Origin of the sequence: Nonomuraea sp. NPDC047529, assembly GCF_040642995.1 — a bacterium.
In the GTDB taxonomy this organism is placed as follows: Bacteria; Actinomycetota; Actinomycetes; order Streptosporangiales; family Streptosporangiaceae; genus Nonomuraea.
This window is the reverse complement of record NZ_JBEYTJ010000005.1, coordinates 71,654-96,481: the sequence shown is the minus strand read 5'-3', so window position 1 is coordinate 96,481 and position 24,828 is coordinate 71,654. Positions and strand designations below refer to the sequence as shown.

Below are 24,828 nucleotides of genomic sequence, written 5' to 3'. Positions count from 1 at the left end.
TCCGCCTCGGCTAGTTAGAATCCTTTGGACGGAATCCGTCTCCAACAGCCTTGTTGATCTCCATGAACATGCCTGAGGCGGGACCATATTCCAGCCAATTTTCGTACGCTATCCGCTGGGTCACGGTCATGGCACTTCGAGGCAGTATCTCTCCATCTCTGATAAAATCCCGATCTGATCCCTTTGTGTAACTATCGGACGCGTGTGGGTGTGTTGTGGCCGCTGCTGTGTCGTCTCCGAATAGGCCGTGCCGCATCATCGCATCCGCAGTCATGTCTCTGAACATGGTCTCGCTCGTTTCTAGAGCCGTCTCGGCCTTTGCCCGGGCCTTCTTCCCTTCTTCGAACTCGATCAGTGGGTCTGCGTTATCCGCAATGTACTCGTATCCGGCGACAGCCCAGCCGTAAGGCGTGAGCATCAGCTTCCCTGTGCTCACGGCCACATCCTTTAGGATTTTGTTAGTTTTGTCCTTTGCGTCTGCCGTGTTGATCTCGGACATGTTTCCTGCATCAACGATGAAATGAAGCGACTTGCTAAGATTGTGGACTCTAATCTTAAAGTCCTGGACTGTCTGGCCCGCCATGTTGTCCCGAAGAATCTTTTGGCTCTGTTCCTCGACCTCTGCCTTGCTGGCTTCTGGGTGCCTCCTGCGCCAAGCGTCCAAGGCATCCCTGTTGACCTTCGCGATGCGTGTGGCCTCGGCATCCATGACCATCACGCTGTATTTGCCGTGGCCGGCCATGACAGTCCTGAGCGCCTCGGGATCCTTGAATGCCCAGGTCATGGCCTCCTTCGACTCATCGTGGCCGAAGACGGCTCCATACGGTTGCTTGCCTGGAAGCGTTGGGTCTCCATCAGGTATGGGGGAGGTCCCCAGGTATTCGGGCATCTGCGGTGAGATCTGGTTTACATCGCCGATGTAGGCGGCGAAGACGCGGGCGGCGCTCTGCCGCGTGTCAGGGAGGGCGAACTGTGCTTTGGGATCCGCCCAGAAGTGGACGGCCCAAGAGGCGATCAAGGCTGACTTGTATCCACGCGAGGTGCCCGGAGGTTGACCGTTGTCACGGAACGTCGTGGTGGCTGCCTCGATCGCACGGCCGAGTTCCTTGCTTCCATCGCCCCAGTAGGTCTTCCGCATCAGGAATGCCAGCGGCTTACGCTTGGAGTCGGTGAAGAAGTCCTGAGCGACTCTGGGGTTGTTGGCCAGAGCGGCAGCGAGGCCAGGAGTGAAACCGATTATCCCCTGCTGCTCGTCGCGCGGCCTCTGCAGGTTGTCGAACACCTTGTTGGCGGTATCACGGAGGAAGGTGTCATCGAAGGCGCCGTATCGCAGGAGGTTGCTGACGATGGTTCCACTCACACCCATGTCATCGGTTGCGATCAACTCATCGACATAGCCCTTGGGGGGTTTCATGTCGCCGACTCCTCGCGATGCTGTTCCCAAGGTCACGCTGAGAGCCGCCACCAGCTTGTCTACGGCCGAGGTCGGCGGCTCTTTCCATTCCTTGTGGAGGGAGCTGACGTCCGCGAAGTAAAGATCCTTCAGGAGCGTCTTGAGCTCCTTGGGCGGCATCTCCTGGGCGAAGGACACGGCGAAGTAGGGATCGTTCTTGTGTTTCTCCAGCTGTTCCAGGATTTTGCTCGGCAGCGAATCTTTGCTGGTGAAGGCGCCACGCTTGCGGGCTTCTCGAAGCTGGTCCGCGACGGACTTGGCCGCAGCCGCGCCACTCGCCGGCGAGTGAGACGCCCACAGCGTCTCATCTGCCCAGATGACCCCCTTGTCGAGCCCGATTTTCTGTGTGGAGACGATGAGGTCCAAGCGGCGCTGAAGGTCGGGGACCTGTTGGGCCATCTGGGATGCGACGTCCGACAGCGTGCCCGGTCCGGTCATGCTGGTGCCAATCGAGCTCAAGACTCTGCCGATCTGCGCATCCGCGTCCGGCCATGCCTGCTTGAGGCGCTTGATCTCGCCGATGAGCTGAGTCATCAGCGCGGGGTCGATGCCGATCCGGTTCGAGGGCGGAGTCATAAGCCGGCCCTTCCCGGCAGATTCAGTGGTGGCGTCCCCAGCCCCAAGGGATCGGTCGGCTGGGCAGGATCGGGATGTGCGGACTCGACCAGTGCCAAAGCTCGGTTGAAGGCGCCTCTATAGGCTGCCTCCCATGCCTGGCAGTCCTTGAGCAGCTTGTCGGCGGCCTTGCCCTTCATCGCGCCGTCTTCGAGCAGCATGACGAGTTTGCGCACGTCGTTAGCGTGCTGGTCGCGTAACTGCTCGATCGTCCGCCGGGCGGCGGCGATCTGTTCCTGGGATGCCATCATCCTGGATCTTTCGGATCTTGAGGACGACTATCTGTGGGATCAATGTGACGATAAAGGGCGGTCGTAGTGCCGTCGAGTCGAATGACTCATACGGCATAATCTCAACGTTTATCTCGGCTGATGCGTATCACGCATAATGGCAATCGCCTCGGCTACGTCCGCCACCACGTGATCGGCTCGATGTTCGTGCCCCGGCCACGTACCTCGATCGACCCAGATCCCGCGCAAACCCGCAGCGTGAGCACCTGCGATGTCCGCGATGAGGTTGTCACCCACCATCCAACCGCCATCGATGAGGCTGGCTCCGCACCGCTCGGCGGCGATCTGGAACAGGCGAGCATCCGGCTTTCGGACGCCCTCAACCCCCGACACGGCGTAGCCGTCAACCGCGTCGGCCAGGCCGGTTCGATGGAGCTTGCCGAGCTGGTTGTCCGCCATGCCATTCGTGACGATTCCTACTCGCCACCCCGCGGCCCGTAGGTCAGCCAACCCCGCCAGGACGCCTGGGTAGCACTTCACGAGGTACGGCATCCGCTGACGGTAGCCGGCCCACAGCTCTTCGACCGGCTCCTGCAGCGCGAAGTGCTCACGCACCTTGGTGAAGAAGACGTCTCGATGAGGGTGTACGCCCTGATCCAGGAAGGTGAGCCAGGAGATGTCTTCCGGCTGCAAGTGATGGTGCTCAGCGAACTCCTCGGCCCAGCGCAGGAACGCGCCGCTGAGGTCAATGAGCGTCCTGTCGAGGTCGAAGAGGGCAAGGCGCTGCACGATGACACCCTAGGTGTGAACATCCCACGACAACAGTCCGTCCTGTGGCCCGCTGAGTACCTCGGCCAGTGCCCTCCGATTCATCACGTCGCATCAACTGGCCTGGCGCCTGCGAAATGCGGAGAGGTGACGCCGGCTGCTCCGCTCAAGGCCTTCGTCGGCTTATCCGGGGGTGGATCCAGGCAAGATCCCGCTAATCTTTGACGCATCGGTGATGCGGCCCGACGGGCTTCCGCCCCAGTTGCGGACACGCCCCCATACCGCACGAGTCTTTCGTGCTGCCTGGGGGTACATCCGTGGCCGTTTTCCGGCACTCGGCGGAAAGCCTTGTCCAGTTGGTGTCTGAGTCGGTGCCCGAACGCGTCCTCAGCGAGGTGATCGCCGAGAACATGCGCGCCACCCAAGGCATCAATCCAGGCAAGAGCGAGCGTAGGTCCTGGGACCGGAGCATCCCGATCTTGGCCCGCGATCTGATGGAAGCCGGGCTCGGTGGCGTCGAGATGCTGATTGAGTACCAACTGCCGTTAACCAGCAAGCGGGCGGATGTCATTCTTGCCGGACGCGACCGGCGCACAGGAGCCGACTCCTACCTGATCGTCGAGCTCAAGCAGTGGAGCCAGGCCGAGCTGTACGAGGACGACGCTGAAATGGTCCTGGTGTCCGGCATGGGGCCGCGACCCAAGCTTCACCCGGTCGTGCAAGTGCGGGGCTACTGCGAATACCTGGCCGACTTTGTCGGAGCCCTGGACCAGCACCACAACGCCGTGCGTGGAGTGGCCTACCTGCACAACGCCAGCGACCCGGACATCCACGATCTCTACGACCATGTCGAGGACGAACGCACCCGGCTCTTCAGCAAGACACGCCGCGGCCAGTTCGTCGACTACCTCAAGGCACAGTTCGCGCCTGAGCCCGGGGCTGCTGCAGCCGATCGCCTGCTGTCCAGTTCCATCCGGCCGTCCAAGCAACTGCTCAAGGTCGCTGCCGGCGAGATCAAGAACCGCGATCAGTTCGTCCTGCTGGCCGAGCAGCGGTTGGCCTACGAGATGGTCCTGCACGCGGTGGAGAAGGCTCGAGCGAGCAACTCGAAGCAGGTGGTGATCATCACCGGAGGGCCGGGTTCCGGCAAGAGCGTCATCGCGCTGTCCCTATTGGGCGAGCTCTCCGGACGTGGGTACTCGGCTCTGCACGCCACCGGTTCACGCTCCTTCACCGAGACGATGAGGCGCGTCGTCGCCAAGGGGTCGACCCGGCTGAAGGGGATGTTCAAGTACTTCAACAACTTCATGACCGCCAACCCCAATGACGTGGATGTCCTGATCTGCGACGAGGCCCACCGCATTCGCGAGACCTCGGCCAACAGGTTCACCAGATCAGACCAGCGAACAGGCCGGCCGCAGCTGGATGAGCTGATCAACGCGGCGAGAGTGCCGGTTTTTTTGCTGGATGAGCATCAGGTGGTACGGCCCGGCGAGATGGGGCGCGTCGCCGACATCACCACCTACGCCGAATCGCTCGGCCTCGCCGTGCACCAAGTCGACCTGGACGCACAATTCCGCTGCGGTGGGAGCCGCAAGTACGAGGAGTGGGTGCTGCGCCTGCTGGGCTTGGACGGCGACTCGCCAGAGGCGTGGAAGGGGGACGACCACTTCGCTGTCTCCCTGACCGAGTCTCCGTACGAGTTGGAGGCCACGCTGCGAGCCAGGCTTCAAGCGGGCTACTCAGCGCGGATGACAGCCGGGTTCTGCTGGCCCTGGAGCGCGCCGAATGGAGATGACAGCCTGGTCGCCGACGTGCGGATCGGTGACTGGGCGCGCCCATGGAACGTCAAGGGTGACAGGGCCGTGGGGACCGCGCCGGCCAGTGCCTTGTGGGCCTCGGCGGCCGGTGGCTTCGAGCAGGTGGGGTGCGTCTACACGGCGCAGGGCTTCGAGTACGACTGGAACGGCGTGATCTTCGGTCCGGACCTCGTCTACCGCGACGGCAGGTTGGTCACTGTTCGCAGCGCCAGCAAGGACCCAGCGCTCATGCGGAAGGGGGTCAGCGACGAACAGGCGGACCGGTTGATCCGCAACACCTACAAGGTGCTGCTGACCCGCGGCATGATGGGCACCGCCGTGTACTCGGTCGATCGGGCGACGCAAGAGTTCCTCTCAGGACTGCTGGAATCGCAGGCATGAACGATCGGGCAGAGTTAGAACCTGCCCGGTACCCGTTGCGAGCTCCGACGGGTAGGTAGCGGGAAGCGGTTGACCTTCGGCCAGGCCGGCGAGAGGGAACTGACGGATTGGATGGCGGAACACGCCCGGGTGTGTTGGGTTCGTCATGAGGAGCCCTGGACGGGGGAGTCTGCGCTGATCGCTCAGCTGGATCTTCCCCTAAATCTGGATCAGAACCGCCGTCATGCTTTTCATCCGTACTTGAGCGGTCTCCGCTCTTCGGCGCGCGCCCATGCTCGCGGCCTGCCGATCAGCTCTTGAAGCTTGCGGCCGACGTCACGCGTGTGCTCATCGCTCTTTCAGGATGTTTGGAGATCACGTCACCGACACTTTTGAGGAGTTACAGGACGCTGCGAATCCCCGCAGGGTCATTCATTCTGCCACGAATTAGATCTGAGCAGAGATCCTCATGGTCCGGACGGGGCAAGAACCAGTCACGCCAGGTAGAGACGGTGGTGGAACCCTCCGCGCTCCTCGCGTTTGTTGGCCGCCACCTTCTCGATCGCACTCCAGGCGTGCCCATGGACCGTAGCTAGCGCACGCAGAACTTCGTACACATCGGCGATCTCCTCCGCGACTTCGGAGGGAGACGCTTCGCCGAGTTCGGTGGCCTCTTCAAACAGTTTGGTCAGCAGAGCATTGCGGTAGTCGACGCCGTCGAGCACGGTAATGACCGGTTCTTCACCGCCCTGACGGATGATGTCCGGAATCTTGTCCCGAACCAATTTGCCCATGCTCCACGTCCTTCACTTCGAGCGCCCTACCTGCAAGGCTTCTGAGCCTATCGAGCCTCAGTGACATCCAGGTGATCGCGAACTACCCTGAACCGGTCGAAACGCGATCAAGGCTGGTATGTACGGATGACTGTGGAGTTCTTTCGCGAAGAACCGACCGCTCGCTCCTCATGGAGGCTGGCGGTGCTCATGGGCGCCAACTCGCGTACCTACAAGTTCGCCTTGGGGGAGGCGCTGCTGGGCGCCGCTGCCGAGGGGCGCACCGACATCCCTCTACGGGAGCTGGCCAGGCCATATGCGATGAGCCTGGTGGAGCATCTGGCACAGGCACCACAGACCTCGCAGCGGAGCGCGACTGGGGGAGCCGACTTCCTGACCGTGGCTCAGGAGGAGACCGCGGAGTCCGTACAGCTTGGCTCACCCACCGAGAAGCTGCTCGCCGCCGCGATGAAGTCGATGCCCGAGATGGTGATGCAGAAGTTTCACAATCTGCGCGGCAACGGCGGTGTTGAGATACCCCATCGCTTCTACGAGGTGACCGGCAGCGCTCGCGAACGGGTGGTCAAGCTGACAGAGCCTCTGCGTGAGGTCGCTCTGTCGGAGCAGAGGGCAACCCTGCAGGCGGAACTGGCCGCCAGGTGGAGCATCGTTGAGACCTCCTTCGCCGCGGGTGTAGGGCGAAGTCTTGTGGAGGAGGGCGTCGCGGTCGATCTGACGACGCTGCGGATCACCGACAAAGAACGGCGACGCTCAGTTGCCGGGGTTACTGACGCTGTCATCGGGTTTCAGCATGGCCGCTGCATCATCTGCGCCCAACCGCTCATCCCCGGTGTCGACGAGGTCGCGGTCGACCACGTGTTTCCGTACTCCTTTAAGCGGCTCCTGAGCGGTACAAAAGTCGACCTGGACGCGATCTGGAACCTTGCCCCCGCACATCGGCTCTGCAACGGGCAGAAGAGCAACCAGTCGCCCTCACAGGGCGAGCTCACTCGTCTGGCTCTGCGAAACGAGGCGATCATGCAGTCGCCGCATCCGCTGAAGCGGACCCTTCAACTGACGCTGAAGGGGCACGGCTATTCAGGTGGACGGGTCGGCGAATGGTGGGACTTCATCAACGAGGTGCGTAGCCGGCTCCAATAGCGGCGCGGGACGGTCAGAGGGTTCACCGCCGTGCCTGTCGAGGCTCACCCGAACTCGTCCTCTGCAGGAGAAAGTGGGCGGCAGAGGGAAGCTCGGCTGGCTATGAACCCAGGCGCAGGGTGCCTCGGGGACGTCACCAAGATCATCCCCCGCATGTCCCCAGAGCGCTGTCCTACGGCTGCATTCGGGTGCACTCGGCGGCCTATCAAGGGTCTGGTAAGCAAAAGACCTGCGGCTGAGAAACCGCAGGTCAGAAGGCGAAATGCCTGGTGGAGATGAGTGCCCCCGGCAGGATTCGAACCTGCGGCACCCGCTTTAGGAGAGCGGTGCTCTATCCCCTGAGCTACGGAGGCGGACTCTCGTAAGCCTAGCGAAAGTTGGACAGTGCGTGGGCCTTCGGGCCGGGGTGAGTTTGGTGACGTTGGTTATGGGTGCTCTGAGCTGCGGTAAAGGCATGACAAGCGGTCAGATTCCTGCGCTTCGTGCGTGGATAGCGTCTGCCTGTGACCAGGAGGCGATCCACGCAAGCTCGTAGGCGGCCCGTCGTGTTGTTCGGGGCGTTGTTGGCTCCTGCGATTCTTGCCGGCGGGCTGTTGGCTGGGGACATGCGGGGGTTTGAGGGGGTTGGTGGGCCGGTGGGGATGGAGGGGCGGAGGGCGGTGCGGTTGGCGTTCGAGCCTGTGTGGATGCCCGCGCCCGCGCATCCCGATCGGCGGTACGGAGGGGTGATTCCGGCGCCTGTGCGGAAGGTCTCTGAGGCGTCCGAGGCCTTGGAGATGCGGCCCGCGGCGCCTAAGCCTGCGCCTGATCCGGCTCCGGTGGTTGAGGAGGAGCCGTACGCGACTACGCCTTCGCAGCCCTCGCCTGGATGTGCGGGGGAGTGGGAGGACACCTGGCTGTGGGACATGTGCCGGGAGCGTGAGCAGGAGGCGGCGCAGAATGCCCGCTATGGCTGGCTGTCGGGATTGTGAGGGCGGCGGCGGGCAGGGGCTGAGGAGGGTGCGCTCGTCGTGTGCGGTGTCGCCCGGTCGGCGACGGTTCATGCCCGCGCGACCTGGTCCCTCTATGTCGTGGCGTCTGGAGGCGGCGGGAGTGGCTTGGGTGAGTCTGGTGGTGGTTGATGGAGTTGGATCTACCCTTTCGGACAGCTCTGGCGGGTGGGACATCGGTTGTCGGCGTTCGACAGCTCTTGACGGTGGCTCGGTGCAAGGTCGGTGTAGGGCGCAGGGGTTGGTGGCGGTGCGCCTCCTATGAGGAGGGGCTGCTGGGCAGGTGGCGCAGCTCAGGAGCTGCATACTCGCTGCAGGCCGCATGGCTTCGGAAGGTGTCCCTACGGAGGCTGTCGGCGGTGATCTCCAGGACGCGCTGGCGGTAGGGGCAAGCTGGCCTTCCCGCACGACGGCCGAGCCGTAGGAGCTCGGGTGCCTGGGGGGTTCCGCGCGGGTGGGTGTGTCGTGCGATTTCGTGACAAAGGGCACGTTGGAGGCTTGTGGAGGGTGAGGAAAGGTGCTGGAACGCGCGACGGGGAGGAGCCGGACGCCGGTCAGGGCGATGCCACGCCTCGACAGTCGACTCAAGGATGGCTGCGGGCCGGCGTACGGCCTACGACCCGCAGGGAATGCAGGTCAGGACTGCGGCTGACACATCTGCCCAGTACGTGCCGTCCCGAAGCATCCACGTAGAAGACCCCAGGATGCACAGCGACGCCGGATCCCGCGCCGCCGAAGGCGAAACCACACCAAAGGGCTCAGGGAAGGCGCAGGACTTCATGGAGAGTCGGGCGTAGGGGGTGACGGTGCTGGTGGGGAGGGGGAGCCGTACATAGTGCGCTTTTTGTCTCATAGCAGCTCTTCGGAGTTCGGTCCGGACACTCGGGGGGCTGTAGTAACGTGCGTGCCTGACCCGGGTAACGAGTGTGCAAACGGAGGAGTCGAACGTGCCATCCCCTCGATCAGCGGGTCTGATCGCGGTCGTCATGGCGATGGCTTCTCTCTTCGTGCCATCCGCGGCGCAGGCTCAGGCGCGGACCCAGATGGACCGGCGGGATCCGAGCAATCTGGCGGAGCTGCGCAAGGAGGCCGAGCGGTCGGCCAAGGAGCTTGAGGACGCCACCAAGGCCCTGGAGAAGCGGCGCGCCACGATCGCGGCCTCCGAGAAGGAGCTCAAGACCAAGCTGAACGGGCTGCAGGACCTGGAGCGCAGGCTCGCGGTCATCCGGCAGCCGGTCTCGCAGCTGGCGGAGTTGCTCTACGAGCAGCCCATCGGGGCGGACGGCGTGGTGCCGTTCCTGTCGGGGGACGCCGGGGTCGGCACCTTGCGGGCGCTTTCGGACACCACCCAGATGGTCGCGGTAAGGCAGCAGGCCGTCGAGCAGACCAGCACCCTCTACAAGCAGGCCGAGGGGCTGGCCGCCGAGGCCCAGGAGTTGCGGGCGGGCAACCTGCTGGCCGAGGCTCAGATGGCGGCCGAGATCGACACGCTCAGGCAGCGTTCGGACAAGATCGTCAAGTCGCTCACCGCCGCGCTGGTGAAGCTCGGCATCAAGATCGACAAGGTCGGACGGGCGGCGCTGGGCTGCAACCCCCTCCAGGCCGCCACGGCCAACAACTTCCCCAACGGGCTCATCCCCAAGAGCATGCTCTGTCCGTTGCAGCAGAAGGGGTTCAGTCTGCGGGCGGACGCCACGATCGCCTTCGTCAGCCTCAACGAGGCCTACCGGAGGCGGTTCGGCAAGGCGATCTGCGTGACGGACGCCTACCGGAGCCTGGCCGAGCAGCAGTCCGTCTACTACCGGCGGCCGGGGTTCGCCGCCGTGCCGGGGCGGAGCAACCACGGTCTCGGGCTGGCTGTGGACCTGTGCGGCGGGGTGGAGCGGTTCCGGTCCACGGAGTTCGTGTGGATGGAGAACAACTCCAAGAGGTACGGGTGGTTCCATCCCGCCTGGGCCTACAGCAGCCCGTTCGAGCCGTGGCACTGGGAGTACGACCCGAAGATCGACTCGCAGCTCTGAGCCGGGTCTCTAGGCGGGCACGACCTCGGCACTGCAGAAGGCGCAGCGTGAGGCGGCCTTCGGGATCTCTGACAGGCACTCGGGGCAGTCGCGGGTCTTCGCCTCGATCTGGGCCGCGGCGCGCTCCTTGAAATGCGTGTACGGCTTGACGACCAGGAAGTAGACCACCGCTGCGATCACCAGGAACGAGATCAACGCGTTGAGGAACTTGCCGTACATGAAGTTGGAGTCGCCGACGGTGATCTTCAGCGACGAGAAGTCGGGCAGGCCGCCGAAGGCCGAGATCAGCGGGGTGAGGAGATCGGCGACGAACGACTGCACGATCGAGTTGAAGGCCGCCCCGATGACGACCGCGACGGCCAGGTCGAGGACGTTGCCCTGCATCAGGAACTTTCTGAATCCGTTCATGGCCGAGAAGCGTAGTCGAACGATTACTCGGCGTTACGTTTTGAAGGTGATGGAGAGGCGTCCTGAGATCTGGGCGCCGGCGAGCTGGGCCGCCTGGTACGGAGTGGCCGCCAGCACCACCAGCGCGCCGCCCGTGCGGGAGTCGTCGGCGGCCGGCGGGATGGTGATCACCCGGACGTCGTCGGCGATGAGCTGGGCCGGCCGGCCGCCCTCCCAGGCCGCCAGGACGCCGATGGTGGAGCCGGGGGAGATGAGGGCGACGGCGTCGGGGTCGGCGATGCGCACCGGAGCGGCTACCGTGCCCGGCGGCAGCGGCACCGGATGGAGCAGGCGGGCGTCGGTCAGGGGTTCGCCCCGGCGCATGGGGCCGGCGAGGTAGCGGCCGGCCGCGTACGAGCGCACGGCCCCGTCGGGCGGACGGTCGAGCGGCGCCGGACGGAGATCGCCCGGACGCAGGAGGCCGGGGGCGAGGTCGCGGGCGGCCACGAGGACCTCGGGGCCCGCGGCGGGACGCAGGGCGACATAGGCCGCCAGTACGCCGAGCGCGGCCAGGGCCGCCGCGATCAGGCGGCGGCGCCGGGCCCAGGCGCGCAACCAGGCGGGCTGCCTGCTCACGGCAGCTCGAAGGGCAGCTTGATGCCGTCGAGGGCCGAGCCGCAGGGGCACGTGCGGTCGACGGGCAGGGCCTGGACGGTCTCGGCGACGAGCGTGCGCATGCGGGTGACGTTGCGGGCGAAGAACTCCAGCACCTCGTCGTGGGTCACGCCCTGGCCGGCCTCGACCCCGGCGTCATGGTCGGTGACCAGGGAGAGCGAGGTGTAGCACAGGGCCAGCTCACGGGCCAGCACGGACTCGGGGTAGCCGGTCATGCCCACGATCGACCAGCCGTTGGCCGCGAACCACTGGGACTCGGCCCGGCTGGAGAAGCGGGGGCCCTCGATGACCACCAGCGTGCCGCCGTCGACGACGTCGCCCCAGCCGGTGGAGCGGGCCGTGGCCACGGCGGCGGCTCTGCCGGACGGGCAGTAGGGGTCGGCGAAGGAGACGTGGACGGCCCCCGAGACGTCGTAATAGGTCTGCGGCCTGCCCGAGGTGCGGTCGACGATCTGGTCGGGCACGACGATGGCGCCCGGCCCGTACTCCGCCTTGAGCGAGCCGACGGCGCTGGGGGCGAGCACCTGGGTCACGCCGAGCGAGCGCAGCGCCCACAGGTTGGCGCGGTAGGGGATGCGGTGGGGCGGGAAGCGGTGGTCGCGGCCGTGCCGGGGGATGAACGCCACCGAACGCGAGCCGATGCGGCCGACCGTGACGACGTCGCTGGGCGGCCCGTAGGGGGTGGAGAGCTCGATCTCCTCCGCGTCGTCGAGGAGGGAGTAGAAGCCCGAACCGCCGAGGACGCCGATGTCTGCGCGAGTGACCATGGCGCCGAGAGTAGCCGGACGGCCGAGGGCGCCGAGAACGCCGAACGCGGTTCTGTGGATAACCTGAACGCGGAGCGTACGCACACCAGTACGAAGAGTAGGATCGCCGCATGCGGCAAAAAGGGCTGGGCCTCATCATCCTCGCGCTGATGCTCGGGATGCTGCTGGCCTCGCTCGACCAGACCATCGTCTCCACGGCCCTGCCGACGATCGTGAGCGACCTGGGCGGGCTGGAGCAGCTCTCGTGGGTGGTGACGGGCTACATGCTCGCCTCGACCGTCTCCACGCCGCTGTGGGGCAAACTGGGCGACCAGTACGGCCGCAAGAAGCTCTTCATCACCGCGATCATCATCTTCCTCCTTGGATCGGCCCTTTGCGGGCTGAGCCGGAACATGGGGGAGCTGATCGGGTTCCGGTCGGTCCAGGGCCTGGGCGGCGGCGGCCTGATGGTGCTCGCGCTGGCGATCGTGGGCGACGTGGTCTCGGCCCGCGAACGCGGGCGCTACCAGGGCTTCTTCGGCGCCGTGTTCGCCGTCAGCAGCATCGTGGGGCCGCTGCTCGGCGGGCTGTTCGTCGACCATCTGTCCTGGCACTGGGTGTTCTACATCAATCTGCCCCTGGGCGCGATCGCCCTGGCCGTGATCGCGGCCGCGCTGCCCGGCGACGACACGCGCACCAGCCACCGCATCGACTACGCCGGGGTGGTGCTGCTCGGCGGCGCGACCTCGTGCCTGGTGCTCATCACGACCTGGGGCGGGTCGACCTATCCCTGGTCGAGTCCGGTCATCGCCGGCCTGGCGCTGGCCGCGGCGGCGCTGGTCGCGGCGTGGGCGGCCGTCGAGCGGCGGGCCGCGGAGCCGGTGCTGCCCCTGGGGCTGTTCAGGGTGCGGGCGTTCGCGATGTCGTCCGCGGTGGGGTTCGTGGTGGGGTTCGCGATGTTCGGGGCGCTCACGTACCTGCCGCTGTTCTTGCAGGTCGTGCATGGGGTGAGTCCCACATTGTCCGGGGTGTACCTGCTGCCGATGATGGCCGGGATGCTGACGTTGTCGATCACCAGCGGGTTGGTGATCTCGAAGACCGGCAAATATCGCTTCCTGCCCATCGCGGGCACAGGTGTGGCGACGATCGGGCTGTTCCTGCTGTCCGGGCTGAGCGAGCGCAGCAGCCTGCTGACGATGGGCGGCTACCTGCTGGTGCTCGGCATCGGCTTGGGGATGACCGTGCAGGTGCTGGTGATCGTCGTGCAGAACGCCGTCGACTTCAAGGACCTCGGCGTGGCCACGTCGGGGGCGACGTTCTTCCGCTCGATCGGCGGGTCCTTCGGGGTCGCCACGCTGGGGGCGGTCTTCACCGGCACGCTCAACGGCGACCTGCGGGAGGTGCTGGCCAGGGCCCGGCTGCCGGCGGGGTTCGACCCGTCGAGGATCCAGCGCGACCCGACCGTCATCCAGCGGCTGCCTCCCGCGCTGGCCGGTCAGTTCCTCCACGTGTACGCCGACGCCATCGCGACCGTCTTCCGGGTGGCCGCGCCGGTGATGTTCGGGGCGTTCGTGCTGAGCTGGTTCATCCCGCAGACGCGGCTCAGGGAGACCACCAAGGCGGCGGACCTGGGCGAGGGGCTGGGCGCCACGTCGGCCGAGCGGTCGTCGCTGGAGGAGGTCGAACGGGGGCTCATGCGGCTCGCCGATGCCGACCTGCGCAGGGGCTACTACGAACGGCTCGGGGCGCTGGCCGGGCTGAGCGGCGTCCCGCCGCAAGGGGTGTGGGTGCTCGCCAGGCTCAACGGCAAGGGCTGGGTCGGGGCGGGAGAGCTGGCCGAGTGCGCCAAGGTCAGCAGGGAACACGGCCGGCCCCACGTCGACCGGCTGGTGGACGAGGGGCTGGTGGAGCGTTCTGACGACGGCGAGCGGCTGCGGCTCACGCCGAAGGGGGACCGGGCGGCCCTGAGGCTCGTGCGTTGCTCGTGCGAGGGGCTGAGCAGGCTCGTGGCCGACTGGGGGTCCGATCCACAGCTGGAGCGGCTCGTCGATCGCATCGCGCCGGAACTGCTCGGCGCGTACGCCGACCGGCCTCGATGAGGGCCCCCGCCCGTGCGGGCGGGGTCGACGTGCCTAGTTGGAGGCCGCCGCGGGCGCCGGCGCCGGGGTGGACGACGACGAGGACGACGACTCGCTCGACTTGCTCTCGGCCGGCTTCGACGGGGTGGTCGAAGAGGCGGAGGAGGCCGAGGACGACGAGCGGTTGTCCGTGCGGTAGAAGCCCGAACCCTTGAACACGATGCCGACGGCGGAGAACACCTTCCGCAGGTTGCCCTGGCAGTTGGGGCACACCGTCAGCGCATCGTCGGTGAACTTCTGAACGACTTCGAGCTGCTCACCGCAGTCGTTGCAGGCGTACTGGTAGGTCGGCACGCGCTCCTCCTTATACGTTCTGGCACTCGAGCGATGCGACTGCTAATGCTAACCGATTGGGCCAAACACCTATTCCAACCCCCGCTCTCCGTGCCAGCCGGCCAGCTTGCCGCTGCGGCTCACGGCGCGCAGACGGCGTTCGACCTGGTCACGGCAGGCGGCCGTGGTGACCAGAAGGAGCTGGTCGTCGGCCCGGACGCGGGTGCTGTTGTCCGGCACGAACGATTTGCCGTCGCGGACCACCAGCGTCACGGCCGCCCCGGCGGGCAGGCGCAGCTCGAAGATCTCCACGCCGTGCAGGAGTGAGCCGATGGGCACCTTGACCTGGAGCAGGTCCGCCTTGAGCTCCTCCAGCGGCGCGGACTCCACCTCCAGGTCGTGCGCCTCGCCGGGCGCGCTCACCCCGAGCAGCCGGGCCGCGTACGGCAGCGTGGGCCCCTGCAGCAGCGTGAAGACGATCACGATCACGAAGACCTGGTTGAAGATCTCCTTCGACCCCTGCACGCCGGACGCCCACGGGATGGTCGCCAGCACGATGGGGATCGCGCCGCGCAACCCCGCCCACGACAGGAACGCCTGGTCGCGCCAGCTCACCCGGTCCAGTCGCAGGACGCGGGCCACCGTGGAACTGGCCAGCACCGACAGCGGACGGGCCACCATCACCAGCACGGACCCGGCGATCACGCCCGGCACGATGGCCGACGGCAGCTCTTTGGGCGAGGCCAGGAGCCCCAGCATGACGAAGAGGCCGATCTGCGCCAGCCAGGCCGCGCCCTCGGCGAACCCTCTGGTCGCGGCGCGGTGCGGCAGGCGTGAATTGCCCAGGATGAGGGCCGTGAGGTAGACGGCCAGGAAGCCGGAGCCGTGCAGCAGCACCGCGCCGCCGTACGAGACGAAGGTGAGGGCCAGCACGGCGATCGGGTAGAGGCCGGAGGCCGGGAGGGCGACGCGGCGCAGCGCGTACGCGCCCGCGGGCCCGACCGCGAGCCCCACGGCCGCGCCGATGACCAGCTCGATGGCGGTTTCCAGCAGGAACGTTCCCACGGACGCCGGCCGCTGCGACGCCCCGCTGAGCAGCACGACGGCGATGACCGTGGGCGCGTCGTTGAAGCCGGACTCCGCCTCCAGAACCCCCGCCAACCGGGTCGGGAGCGGCAACCTGCGCAGCACCGAGAAGACGGCGGCCGCGTCCGTCGAGGCCAGCACGGCGCCGAGGACCAGCGCCGCGGTCGGATCCATGCCGAGCAGCCCCTGGACGGCCAGCGCCACGACCACGATGCTCACCGTCACGCCGACGGTGGCCAGGATCAGGGCGAGTGGCACCGATTTGCGGACGTGCGACCAGGTCGTGGTCAGACCGCCCTCGGCCAGGATCACCGCCAGCGCGATCAGGCCGATCTGCTGGACGGCCTGCGGGCTTTCGAGCTTCGCGCCGAACCCCGAGGCCCCCAGAACCAGACCCAGCGCCAGGAAGAGGAGAAGACTGGGCAGACCGCTGCGATGTGCGACGCGTACGGACGCGATGGCCGCGATGACAATTCCGGCGCCGATCAGGAGCCAGACATCAAGCGTCATCCGGTCCCCTCTCGTCCCTTCGGTCACATAAGCCTAGTGAGTCCTTCCGGCGTCATCGCAAAACGGACCCGGTGGTCGTGCGGTTCGGCCGGCACGTCGTCGATCAGCTCGCCGTCGTGCAGCAGGGCCACCGTGGGGACGTTCGGCCCCACCCTGGCCAGCGCGCGGTCGTACGAACCGCCGCCGCGTCCGAGGCGCACCCCCGTGCCGCGGTCGACCGCGAGTGCGGGCACGATCACCAGCGCGGCCGTGCGGACGGCGTCGACGCCGCGACGCGTGTCGACCGGTTCCATGATGCCGAAGCGGCCCGGGGCGAGTGTGTCCGGGCCGTCGTAGACCGCCCAATCCAGGTCATTGTCCTCTTTCAGCACCGGAAGGATCACCGTCGCGCCGTGTTTCCACAGAGCGAACACGAGACCGTGCGTCTCCGGCTCCGACCCCGCCGACCAGTAGCAGGCCACCAGACCGGCCATCTGGACCCACGGCTGTTCGAGCAGCGTCTCGCGGACCTTGGTGGCGTTTGCCCGTAGTTGTTCGGAGGACAGACGGGTGCGCGCCGCGAGCAGTTGGCGACGCAGGTTCAGCTTGTCCACAGGTACCTCCACTAGGGTCTACTCATGGCTGACTTCGACCCTGTGACGAAAGCCGTCGTGCCCGCCGCGGGTCTGGGCACCCGGTTCCTCCCGGCGACCAAGGCGACACCCAAGGAGATGTTGCCCATCGTCGACAAGCCCGCGATCCAGTATGTCGTCGAGGAGGCCGCCTCCGCCGGGCTCCTCGACGTCCTCATGGTCACCGGCAAGAACAAGCGGTCCATCGAAGACCACTTCGACCGCGCGTTCGAGCTGGAGGAGGCCCTGGAGGCCAAGGGCGACGAGCAACGGTTGTCCCAGGTCCGCGAGCCCGCCTCGCTCGCCACGCTGCACTACGTGCGGCAGGGTGAGCCGAAGGGGCTCGGGCACGCGGTGCTGTGCGCCAAGCATCACGTCGGCGACCACCCGTTCGCGTGCCTGCTCGGCGACGACCTGATCGACTACCGCGACCGCCTGCTCCAGCGCATGATCGAGGTGCGCAACACGTTCGGCGGGAGCGTCGTCGCGCTGATGGAGGTGCCGAGGGAGCAGGTCTCGCTCTACGGCGTGGCCACCATCGCCGGCACCGTCGAGGACGACGTCGTGCGGGTGACCGACCTGGTGGAGAAGCCGCCGGTGGACGAGGCGCCCTCCACGTGGGCGGTCATCGGGCGATACGTGCTCGATCCCGCCGTTTTCGAGGTCCTGGAGAGCACGCCGCCCGGGCGCGGCAACGAGATCCAGCTCACCGACGCGCTGCGCACGCTGGCCGGCCGCGGCACCGAGGAGGGCGGCCCCGTGCACGGCGTGCTGTTCCGCGGGCGGCGCTACGACACCGGCGACAAGCTCGACTATCTGCGGACAGTGGTGAAGTTCGCCGCGGATCGTGAGGATCTCGCGCCGGAGTTCGTGCCGTGGCTGCGGGAGTTCCTCGATGAGATCGGTTGACGCGCATCTGGCCGAGATCCTGGCCACTGTGCGTCCGCTGGCGCCTCTGGAGCTGGAGCTGGAGCGGGCGCTAGGCACGACGCTGGCCGAGGACGTGTCCTCGCCGGTGCCGCTGCCGCCGTTCGACAACTCCGCGATGGACGGCTACGCGGTCAGGGCCGAGGACGTTCCCGGCATGCTGCCGGTGATCGACGACGTGGCCGCGGGGTCCGACGAACTGCGGGCGGTGGGCCCCGGGCACGCCGTCCGGATCATGACCGGGGCGCCCATGCCCGCCGGGGCGGACTCCGTCGTGCCGGTGGAGTGGACGGACGGGGGCACGGTCTCTGTCCAGATTAATCGTGACGTACCGCTTGGAAACGCGATTCGCCGAGCCGGCGAGGACGTCCAGGCGGGCGAGGTGGTGCTCAAGGCCGGCACGGTGATCGGGCCGGCCCAGCTCGGCATCATCGCCGGTGTGGGGCGGCGGCGCGTGTGGGTGCGTCCGCAGCCGCGCGTCGTCGTCATCTCGACCGGCGCCGAGCTGGTCGAGCCCGGGACGCCGCTGGGCCGCGGGCAGATCTGGGAGTCCAACAGCTTCACCCTGACGGCCGCGGTGCGCGAGGCCGGCGCCGAGGGCTTCCGCGCGGGGTCCGTCGGCGACGATCCCGCCGTGCTGCTCGACCAGCTCGACACCCACCTGGTGCGCGCCGACGCGATCATCACCAGCGGCGGGGTCTCCATGGGGGCGTACGAGCCCGTCAAGGAGGCGCTGTCTCCGCTCGGCACGGTCAGGTTCGAGAAGGTCGCGATGCAGCCCGGCATGCCTCAAGGGTTCGGCGTGCTGGGCGACGACCGGGTGCCGATCTTCGCCCTGCCGGGCAACCCGGTGTCCTCCTTCGTGTCGTTCATGCTGTTCGTACGTCCCGCGCTCGACAAGATGCGCGGCCTGCCCACCGACACGGCCCGGGTGACCGCCTACGTCACCGCGGCGTTGCGCTCGCCGTCGGGCCGGCGCTCGTACCTGCGCGGCGTGCTGTCCTCCGACGGCACGGTCGCGCCGGTCCACGGCCAGGGCTCCCACCAGCTCGCGGCCCTGGCCTCGGCGAACGCGCTGATCGTGGTGCCGGAGGACGTGACCGAGGTGCCCGGCGGGTCCGAGGTGGAGGTGATCCGGCTGTGAGCGAGTTCACGCACCTGGATGAGACGGGCGCGGCGCGCATGGTCGACGTCTCGGCCAAGGACGTCTCCGCCCGTACCGCGACGGCGACCGGGCGGGTGCTGCTGTCGTCCGAGGTCGTGGCGCTGCTGCGGTCGGGCGAGGTGCCCAAGGGCGACGCGCTCGGGGTGGCCCGGATCGCTGGGATCATGGGGGCGAAACGCACACCCGACCTCATTCCGCTCTGCCATCCGATCGCGTTGCACGGTGTGAAGGTCGTGCTCGACGTCGAGGACTGGGGGGTGGCGATCACCTGCCGGGTGCGGACGGCCGACCGTACCGGGGTGGAGATGGAGGCGCTGACCGCCGTCACCGTGGCCGCCCTGGCGCTGATCGACATGGTCAAGGCGGTCGATCCGGCCGCCGTGATCACCGACGTCCGGGTGGAGGAGAAGGTGGGCGGCAAGACCGGTCTGTGGACCAGGGAGGCCACGTGATTCGGGCGCTCGTGGTGACCGTGTCGAACCGCGCCTCCGCCGGGATATATGCCGACAAGTCAGGGCCGTTGCTGGCCGAGTTGCTGGCGTCCGACGCCGGCTGCGAGGTCTCGGGTCCGCTGGTGGTGCCCGACGGCGACGCGGTCGAGGCGGCCCTGCGCGACGGCGTCGCCCGGGGTTACGACGTGATCGTGACCACCGGCGGCACCGGGCTCACGCCCCTCGACCTGACGCCGGAGATGACCGCCCGCGTGATCACCCGGGAAATTCCCGGTATAGCGGAGGCCATTCGCCTGGCGAATCGCGACAAGGTGCCCACGTCGGTTCTGTCTCGGGGGCTGGCCGGTCAGGCGGGTGACACGTTGATCGTGAATCTGCCCGGCTCGTCCGGTGGCGTCCGGGATGGGGTGGCTGTGCTCGCGCCCGTCCTGCGGCACGCGGTCGAGCAGATCAAGGGCGGCGACCACCCCCGCTGACCAGGTTTCGGTCTGCCGATCGATGATCCGTGGCGACATCGAGCCCGATGGGGGGATGATGAGAGGCGTGGATCGACTTCGTGGCTGGCCGGCGAACCTGAGCGAAGGCCCGGTGGGCCTTCGGCCGCTGCGGCTGAGCGACGTACGCGTTTGGCGCGAGACCAGGTTGCGCAACGCCGACTGGCTGCGTCCCTGGGAACCGAGCAACCCCGAGACCCCGCTGTTCAGAACGGGGCTCGGCCCGTACATCTCCATGGTCGGCACCCTGCGCCGCGAGGCGCGGCAGGGGCTGGCGCTGCCGTGGGTGGTCACCTACGACGGTCGCTTCGCGGGGCAGCTCACCGTGGGGGCCATCGTGTGGGGATCTGCCCGTTCCGCCCAGGTCGGTTACTGGGTGGACGGCGCGCTGGCCGGGCGGGCCATCATCCCCACCGCCCTGGCCCTGGCCGTCGATCATTGCTTTTTCACCACCGGATTGCATCGGCTAGAAGCGAACATCCGTCCTGAGAACCAGGCCAGTCGTAGGGTGGTGGAGAAGCTCGGGTTCAGGGAAGAAGGCATTCGGCGTCGCCAACTCCACATCGACGGGGCCTGGCGCGACCACATCTGTTACGCGCTGACCGTCGAGGACGTCCCCGGCGGCCTGCTCGTACAGTGGCGGCGAGCACGTGAGTCGGCCGCTCGCGGCGGATCTCCGGTCGAAGAGGTTTGACGATCTCGCGACACACCGCACCGAATGCTCGTCAATCAGTGACACACGGTCTTACGGTGCGTGACGTGAGCACAATGAAGGCGCGACGAGCACAGACGCGCTTTCGTGCTGCCCGGAGGTGGTCGTGAGCAGCGCCTTCCTCTATGTCGCCATCGTCGTGATGTGGCTGTGCGTCCTGATTCCGATGTGGTTGCGCCGGGACAAGACGAACCTCCAGGAGCTCGCCGAGCTCGAGGAGCACTACACCGGCGAGCACGCCCTGCCCGACCTGGACAATCTCGACGCCACCATCGGCGACGAGGACGCACCCGAGGTCGAAAAGGTCGATGTCCGGCAGTTCCGGCTTCGCCGTAGGGCGATCATCGTAGCGCGACGCAGACGGTTGTTGTTCTTCACCGCGTTGCTCGTGCTGGCCTCCGTCGTCACGGCCGGGGTCGAGATGATCCCGTGGTGGGGCGTGGCGCCGTCCGGGGTCGTCATGCTGGCGTACACGGCCTTTCTGCGGATCGCCGTACAGGTCGATCGGGAACGCCGCGAACGGGCGCTCCAGGCGCGCTCTGAGCGGCTACGGCGGGCACGCGAGCGGCGCCGGGCGGCGGCCGAGATGGAGGCCGAGGTCATCGACCTGACCGCACTGCACACCGACGTCCTGTTCGACCAGTACGCCGAACCGCCCAGACGAGCGGTGGGCGACTGAAAGGGTGGCGCGAGTACCTCTGGGAGTTTGCTAATCTGGTCGAGTCCTTGGGGATGTAGCGCAGTCCGGTAGCGCACTTCGTTCGCATCGAAGGGGTCAGGGGTTCGAATCCCCTCATCTCCACCCAGGGCCGTTCTTGAAACGGCCGGACTGAAGTTGACGGGATCCCGTCTGATCATCGCGATCAGGCGGGATCTTGTCGTTTCGAGGGTTTCCGAATCGGGTTCCTCCTGGTTTGGAAGTCGCGGAGCGTGCCCGGGGAGGCCCGGCTGGTCGCTGGTGGAGGACTTTCAGTTGATCTTTGTCGGTGGGTCCGCATGCCAGGCGAGCATCGGGCGGTGAACCACGCCTGGGAGGTCAGCGGTTCGTGCATGGAGCATGGCCTCATTGGGTGAAGTACAGAGCCGGGTGCCGCGGGTCGGCGGAGCAGACGTAGATCCCCGCGTCCGCGGCGTCGTCCACCATGAAACCGGCTGGCTCCCGGGCGAGCATGTGCTCCTCCGTCCCCCACACCAGATGCTGCCCTGTCACGGTGCACAGGTACGTGTCCGGGTTCTCCGACACAAGCGGCAGGTCCTCGGCGGAGTCCGCCTGGAGCAGGAGGACGAGAGGCGCGCTGCACTCGGGGCAGTCCAATCTCTCGGGCATATCGCTGCCGGACCAGGACTTGCTGCCGCCGACCTTCCAGCCAGGCGTAAGGCTCACCTCCCAGTAGTAGAGGTCGAAAAGCTCCTCCCGTTTCTCCAGCTGCTTCCGGAGCTCGACGGGTAGCTCTTCCCACCAGGGGTACTCGACGACCAGCTTGGGATGCACGGTGCAGGGCCGGGGGACCTCGTCCCACTCCCCTTTCCAGTGCTCCCAGGGGTCAGGCTGCGCCCCTGGCCCGTGCACGACCTCGCCGGAGCGCCGCCAGAAGACCCGGCAGTGCTTGCCCGTGATCTGCGGTTTTGGCAGGTTGTGCGTTGTGGGGCACCACAGGATCTGCACCAGATCGGTGTCCTCGGGGAAGGGGATCTGGGGGACGTCGGCGGCGTACAACTGGGCCACGGATACCATCGGCACCGATCGCCTAGGGAGGTGATCACGCTCACGGTGTCGGCGAGCGCCGTACAACTGGGCCACCATCGGCACCGATCGTCCGCTCCCGTGGTCCGCGTCCGCGCAGCGCGGCCAGGGCTCGTCCACCGGCCAGAGCATCGGCCCGCCGACATGGCTGTCCCGGATGCCGGGCTCACCGCGGCGTGGGCGGAGCGCGACGACCGTGCGGGCGAGCAAGGACAGTCCGGGTATGGCGGCCAGGAGACGGGCCAGGTCGTCCTCGCCCTCTTCAGGGGATCTGCGCGTGCCGGTCACACGTGCATTCTTCTTGACTTGCTGTCCGTCCCGGAAGCGGTGATCAACCCGAGCGATCAAGCCGTTACAGACCCCGACCAGCCCGACGCCCACCCGTATCGGAACGGCCAGTGGCGGCGACCCGAACCCCGGCGGCTTGCTGACGCCACTGGCTGTTCGGCTGCTGCCAGTCCGGGAAACGATCACACAGAGTTCGGGAAGCGATCTTCCAGGCTCTCACTTCATCCCTGCTTGGACACACTCGTGAACACCCCACCCAGGTCAAAGGCCCTTTCGGATGTTCCGGAAGGGCCTTTGTGATCTTCTGAGTGACATGTTGCAGGGCTAGGCATCTCTGCCGTCGAAGATTCGGTCCATGGCCGGCGCGCCAGTCTGAATGACGGGCCGGATCTGGTGGCGGAAGACGGTCTTAGTCACGGTGGTGCCGGCATGGCCGCACAGCTGGGCGGTCTCGTCGATGGAGAGACCGCTCTTCCAGGTGCTCACCGGACGCAGAGAGAAGAACAGCGTCGTCGTCGCAGGCAACGAGTCCTTCTCCGGCTTCTACCGACCCGCACCTCTGCGCCGCGATCGTCGACCGGCTCACCTTCGCCGGCAACATCATCGAGACCGGCACCGACTCCTACCGCCTTGCCCGCACCCGAGCCAGAGCCGAACAAGCCAGCTGGCCACACTTGTCGGCGTACACCTCCATGTGCAAAGGCGCGCACAGAGAGACGCGCGCAGCATGATGGTGTTGTGGCGCCTCTGCCAGGAGCGAGCTCGACGGTGAGGCTTCTGGTCTGCGGGGGATTCAGCGGCGAGGGATGGCGCTGGGGCTGGGAGCCCTCGTGAAGCTCATGTCCATCCAGTGCCGCCAGTTTGAGCCGTTGTCGGTGCGCTCCCATTCGGCCGTCATGGAGTCGCCGTCTTCGGCGATCACCAGCGTCGCCCGCTCCGTCTCACCGGCGAACGTCCAGACGCCCTCGTCGTCGACGCTTGCCCACATGGTGACGAAGTTGCCGTGATTGTCGAAGGAGCGCATGGGGTAGGTCCGGCTCGCTGGATCGTAGGGCCCGATCATCTCGATGACCTCGACGTGCTCCTCATTCATGCGCACGTCCACACGGTGGATGAGGAAGTGCTCGCCTGCCAGCCACTCGTAGGTGTCCGACCCGGCGATGCGGATCGCCGGGTCGATCGCGGTGGCCGCTATACGCCCCTGCGAACGCCAATGGCCAACCAGCGCATTCAGGCGCTGGTTCTCCGATCGCGGGGCGCGGGTGTTGTCGTCTCCTGACATGGGGAATCCTCGTCATCGATAGAGTGTAAGATGTTGCTTAAACACTTACATGCTGTCCCGGCAGTGCGCAAACGAAGGCGGTGGCCCATGGACGACGCGCTTCGCGCTGTGGCGGACCCGACCCGCCGCGCCATCCTCGTCCTGGTGCGGGATCGCGAGGTGTCGGCAGGCGAGATCGCCGAGCGCTTTCCCGAGATCAGTCGCCCTGCGGTATCCCAGCACCTGCGAACGCTGACAGCAGCCCGCCTCGTCGACGTCCGCCGCGCAGGCAATCGCCGCTTCTATCGGCTACGTCCGGAGGGGCTGGCCGAGGCGGTGACGTTCCTGGAGACCATGTGGTCCACCTCGCTCAGCCGCCTCCAGCACGAAGCCGAGAAAGAAGAACGCGCGCACACCGGTGACCAGGACGTGAAGGGATCGTTGTGAGCAGGACTATTGAGCAGACGTTGCACATCCGTGCGCGTCCCGAGACGGTCTGGCGGTTCTTCACCGACCCCGCACGCCTGGCGCAATGGTGGGGAACTGCCCAGCTGGACGCCCGCCCCGGTGGCACGTTGCAGGTTGCGATGCACGAGGGCCCACGCCCGGTGATGCGCGGACGGTTCGTGGAGCTCGTGCCGTATGAACGTCTTGTCTTCACCTTCGGCTGGGAGGCCACACCGGGAGCGCCCGACATGGCACCAGAGGCGTCCCGAGTCGAAGTCATCCTGACCTCGGACGGTGATGGCACCGAGCTCACCCTGCGCCACAGCGGTCTGCCGGCCGCGCTCGAAGAGGAGACCGGCGACGGCTGGGCGTACCTGCTCCATCGTCTGGGCGAAACGGCAGAACGCCAGGAACCCCGCTGAAGCGGGATGTGTACGCCGACAACACACACAGCGTCAAGGAGAGCCATGCCCCAGACCCACGGGCATGGCTCTCCTTTTCGATGACCTTCCATGGCAGTTGATCAGCAAGTGGCTCTCAAACCGGCCGACACATGGCTCTCTGATCCACCTTCATAGCGATACGCGTCAAGCGCATACCGGCCTGCTTTGACGACGCCGTGATCAAGCAGAGAAGACACTCGATCGCCACCACCGTCACCGGCTGAGGACACTGATGCCGACCATGCCCCTGAGCCGGTTACGCATGGCACGATCACGCAC

26 protein-coding genes and 2 tRNA genes are annotated in these 24,828 nt (G+C 66.8%); 14 read left to right on the top strand and 14 right to left on the bottom strand.

Features of this window, described 5'->3' with window-relative positions:
• Positions 1–10: 10 nt before the first annotated feature.
• From ABZ815_RS10655 to ABZ815_RS10645, 3 genes are all read right to left on the bottom strand, one after another.
• The gene (locus tag ABZ815_RS10655; RefSeq protein ID WP_357696269.1) at positions 11–2,029 is read right to left on the bottom strand and encodes a hypothetical protein; all 2,019 of its coding nucleotides are present in this window, start codon (positions 2,027–2,029) and stop codon (positions 11–13) included.
• Complete coding sequence (locus ABZ815_RS10650; RefSeq protein WP_357696267.1) at positions 2,026–2,319, bottom strand: hypothetical protein; 294 nt, start codon at positions 2,317–2,319, stop codon at positions 2,026–2,028. Before ABZ815_RS10650 ends, ABZ815_RS10655 begins: the two co-directional genes overlap by 4 nt.
• A 108-nt stretch (positions 2,320–2,427) precedes the next feature.
• Positions 2,428–3,087: an HAD family hydrolase gene (locus ABZ815_RS10645; protein WP_357696266.1), complete on the bottom strand. Its 660-nt coding sequence runs from the start codon at positions 3,085–3,087 to the stop codon at positions 2,428–2,430.
• Positions 3,088–3,383: 296 nt separating this feature from the next.
• On the opposite strand from ABZ815_RS10645, the gene ABZ815_RS10640 reads away from it, so the two are divergent.
• Complete coding sequence (locus ABZ815_RS10640) at positions 3,384–5,267, top strand: DUF2075 domain-containing protein (protein ID WP_357696264.1); 1,884 nt, start codon at positions 3,384–3,386, stop codon at positions 5,265–5,267.
• A gap of 21 nt (positions 5,268–5,288) precedes the next feature.
• Entirely contained in the window at positions 5,289–5,567 is a 279-nt protein-coding gene (locus tag ABZ815_RS10635) for a GIY-YIG nuclease family protein (protein WP_357696662.1), read from the top strand.
• Between the two features lie 173 nt (positions 5,568–5,740).
• Here ABZ815_RS10635 and ABZ815_RS10630 read toward each other — a convergent pair whose 3' ends face one another.
• Entirely contained in the window at positions 5,741–6,040 is a 300-nt protein-coding gene (locus ABZ815_RS10630) for a nucleoside triphosphate pyrophosphohydrolase (protein WP_357696263.1), read from the bottom strand.
• A gap of 126 nt (positions 6,041–6,166) precedes the next feature.
• Here ABZ815_RS10630 and ABZ815_RS10625 point away from each other — a divergent pair, with 126 nt between their 5' ends.
• Positions 6,167–7,180, top strand: coding sequence for a hypothetical protein (locus ABZ815_RS10625; RefSeq protein WP_357696261.1), 1,014 nt, complete (start codon positions 6,167–6,169; stop codon positions 7,178–7,180).
• A gap of 280 nt (positions 7,181–7,460) precedes the next feature.
• Here ABZ815_RS10625 and ABZ815_RS10620 read toward each other — a convergent pair.
• Positions 7,461–7,533 (bottom strand) — tRNA-Arg (locus ABZ815_RS10620).
• 1,679 nt (positions 7,534–9,212) lie between these two features.
• Between ABZ815_RS10620 and ABZ815_RS10615 the strand changes: the two genes are divergently transcribed.
• The gene (locus ABZ815_RS10615) at positions 9,213–10,190 is read left to right on the top strand and encodes a D-alanyl-D-alanine carboxypeptidase family protein (RefSeq protein WP_357696259.1); all 978 of its coding nucleotides are present in this window, start codon (positions 9,213–9,215) and stop codon (positions 10,188–10,190) included.
• Positions 10,191–10,199: 9 nt separating this feature from the next.
• Here ABZ815_RS10615 and mscL read toward each other — a convergent pair whose 3' ends face one another.
• The 3 genes from mscL to ABZ815_RS10600 are packed head-to-tail and all read right to left on the bottom strand — an operon-like array spanning position 10,200 to position 12,019.
• Positions 10,200–10,598: a large conductance mechanosensitive channel protein MscL gene (gene mscL / locus ABZ815_RS10610; RefSeq protein ID WP_357696257.1), complete on the bottom strand. Its 399-nt coding sequence runs from the start codon at positions 10,596–10,598 to the stop codon at positions 10,200–10,202.
• Between the two features lie 33 nt (positions 10,599–10,631).
• Positions 10,632–11,213, bottom strand: coding sequence for an SAF domain-containing protein (locus tag ABZ815_RS10605; RefSeq protein ID WP_357696255.1), 582 nt, complete (start codon positions 11,211–11,213; stop codon positions 10,632–10,634).
• Positions 11,210–12,019 (bottom strand): S-methyl-5'-thioadenosine phosphorylase, encoded by an 810-nt coding sequence (locus ABZ815_RS10600; RefSeq protein WP_357696253.1) that lies wholly within the window; start codon positions 12,017–12,019, stop codon positions 11,210–11,212. Before ABZ815_RS10600 ends, ABZ815_RS10605 begins: the two co-directional genes overlap by 4 nt.
• Positions 12,020–12,129: 110 nt before the next feature.
• Between ABZ815_RS10600 and ABZ815_RS10595 the strand changes: the two genes are divergently transcribed.
• Entirely contained in the window at positions 12,130–14,097 is a 1,968-nt protein-coding gene (locus ABZ815_RS10595; RefSeq protein ID WP_357696251.1) for an MFS transporter, read from the top strand.
• A gap of 33 nt (positions 14,098–14,130) precedes the next feature.
• Here ABZ815_RS10595 and ABZ815_RS10590 read toward each other — a convergent pair whose 3' ends face one another.
• From ABZ815_RS10590 to ABZ815_RS10580, 3 genes are all read right to left on the bottom strand, one after another.
• Positions 14,131–14,430, bottom strand: a complete 300-nt coding sequence (locus ABZ815_RS10590) for an FmdB family zinc ribbon protein (RefSeq protein WP_357696249.1) — start codon at positions 14,428–14,430, stop codon at positions 14,131–14,133.
• Positions 14,431–14,499: 69 nt separating this feature from the next.
• Positions 14,500–16,005 carry a potassium/proton antiporter gene (locus ABZ815_RS10585; RefSeq protein ID WP_357696247.1) on the bottom strand — a complete coding sequence of 502 codons (1,506 nt, stop codon included), beginning with the start codon at positions 16,003–16,005 and terminating at the stop codon, positions 14,500–14,502.
• Between the two features lie 23 nt (positions 16,006–16,028).
• Positions 16,029–16,598: a 5-formyltetrahydrofolate cyclo-ligase gene (locus tag ABZ815_RS10580; RefSeq protein WP_357696245.1), complete on the bottom strand. Its 570-nt coding sequence runs from the start codon at positions 16,596–16,598 to the stop codon at positions 16,029–16,031.
• Positions 16,599–16,622: 24 nt separating this feature from the next.
• Here ABZ815_RS10580 and galU point away from each other — a divergent pair, with 24 nt between their 5' ends.
• From galU to ABZ815_RS10545, 7 genes are all read left to right on the top strand, one after another.
• On the top strand, positions 16,623–17,525 hold the full coding sequence (gene galU / locus ABZ815_RS10575; RefSeq protein WP_357696243.1) for a UTP--glucose-1-phosphate uridylyltransferase GalU: 903 nt from the start codon (positions 16,623–16,625) through the stop codon (positions 17,523–17,525).
• A complete protein-coding gene (gene glp / locus ABZ815_RS10570) occupies positions 17,512–18,687 on the top strand; it encodes a gephyrin-like molybdotransferase Glp (protein ID WP_357696241.1) in 1,176 nt (391 codons plus the stop codon). The genes galU and glp overlap by 14 nt, the downstream gene beginning before the upstream one ends.
• Positions 18,684–19,160: a cyclic pyranopterin monophosphate synthase MoaC gene (moaC, locus tag ABZ815_RS10565; RefSeq protein WP_357696239.1), complete on the top strand. Its 477-nt coding sequence runs from the start codon at positions 18,684–18,686 to the stop codon at positions 19,158–19,160. Before glp ends, moaC begins: the two co-directional genes overlap by 4 nt.
• Complete coding sequence (locus ABZ815_RS10560) at positions 19,157–19,636, top strand: MogA/MoaB family molybdenum cofactor biosynthesis protein (protein ID WP_357696237.1); 480 nt, start codon at positions 19,157–19,159, stop codon at positions 19,634–19,636. The genes moaC and ABZ815_RS10560 overlap by 4 nt, the downstream gene beginning before the upstream one ends.
• 58 nt (positions 19,637–19,694) lie before the next feature.
• A complete protein-coding gene (locus ABZ815_RS10555) occupies positions 19,695–20,348 on the top strand; it encodes a GNAT family protein (protein ID WP_357696660.1) in 654 nt (217 codons plus the stop codon).
• A gap of 124 nt (positions 20,349–20,472) precedes the next feature.
• A complete protein-coding gene (locus ABZ815_RS10550) occupies positions 20,473–21,045 on the top strand; it encodes a hypothetical protein (protein WP_357696235.1) in 573 nt (190 codons plus the stop codon).
• Between the two features lie 49 nt (positions 21,046–21,094).
• Positions 21,095–21,168: transfer RNA gene (locus ABZ815_RS10545), tRNA-Ala, on the top strand.
• A gap of 261 nt (positions 21,169–21,429) precedes the next feature.
• On the opposite strand, the gene ABZ815_RS10540 is transcribed toward ABZ815_RS10545, so the two are convergent.
• The 3 genes from ABZ815_RS10540 to ABZ815_RS10530 all read right to left on the bottom strand — a co-directional run bounded on the left by ABZ815_RS10540 (position 21,430) and on the right by ABZ815_RS10530 (position 23,680).
• Entirely contained in the window at positions 21,430–22,107 is a 678-nt protein-coding gene (locus ABZ815_RS10540; protein ID WP_357696233.1) for a hypothetical protein, read from the bottom strand.
• A 615-nt stretch (positions 22,108–22,722) separates the two neighbouring features.
• Positions 22,723–22,923: a hypothetical protein gene (locus tag ABZ815_RS10535; protein WP_357696231.1), complete on the bottom strand. Its 201-nt coding sequence runs from the start codon at positions 22,921–22,923 to the stop codon at positions 22,723–22,725.
• 268 nt (positions 22,924–23,191) lie between these two features.
• On the bottom strand, positions 23,192–23,680 hold the full coding sequence (locus tag ABZ815_RS10530) for a DUF1579 family protein (RefSeq protein ID WP_357696229.1): 489 nt from the start codon (positions 23,678–23,680) through the stop codon (positions 23,192–23,194).
• Between the two features lie 87 nt (positions 23,681–23,767).
• Here ABZ815_RS10530 and ABZ815_RS10525 point away from each other — a divergent pair, with 87 nt between their 5' ends.
• Both ABZ815_RS10525 and ABZ815_RS10520 read left to right on the top strand, forming a co-directional pair.
• Complete coding sequence (locus tag ABZ815_RS10525; protein WP_357696227.1) at positions 23,768–24,106, top strand: metalloregulator ArsR/SmtB family transcription factor; 339 nt, start codon at positions 23,768–23,770, stop codon at positions 24,104–24,106.
• Complete coding sequence (locus ABZ815_RS10520; RefSeq protein ID WP_357696225.1) at positions 24,103–24,528, top strand: SRPBCC family protein; 426 nt, start codon at positions 24,103–24,105, stop codon at positions 24,526–24,528. Before ABZ815_RS10525 ends, ABZ815_RS10520 begins: the two co-directional genes overlap by 4 nt.
• The last annotated feature ends 300 nt before the right edge of the window (positions 24,529–24,828 follow it).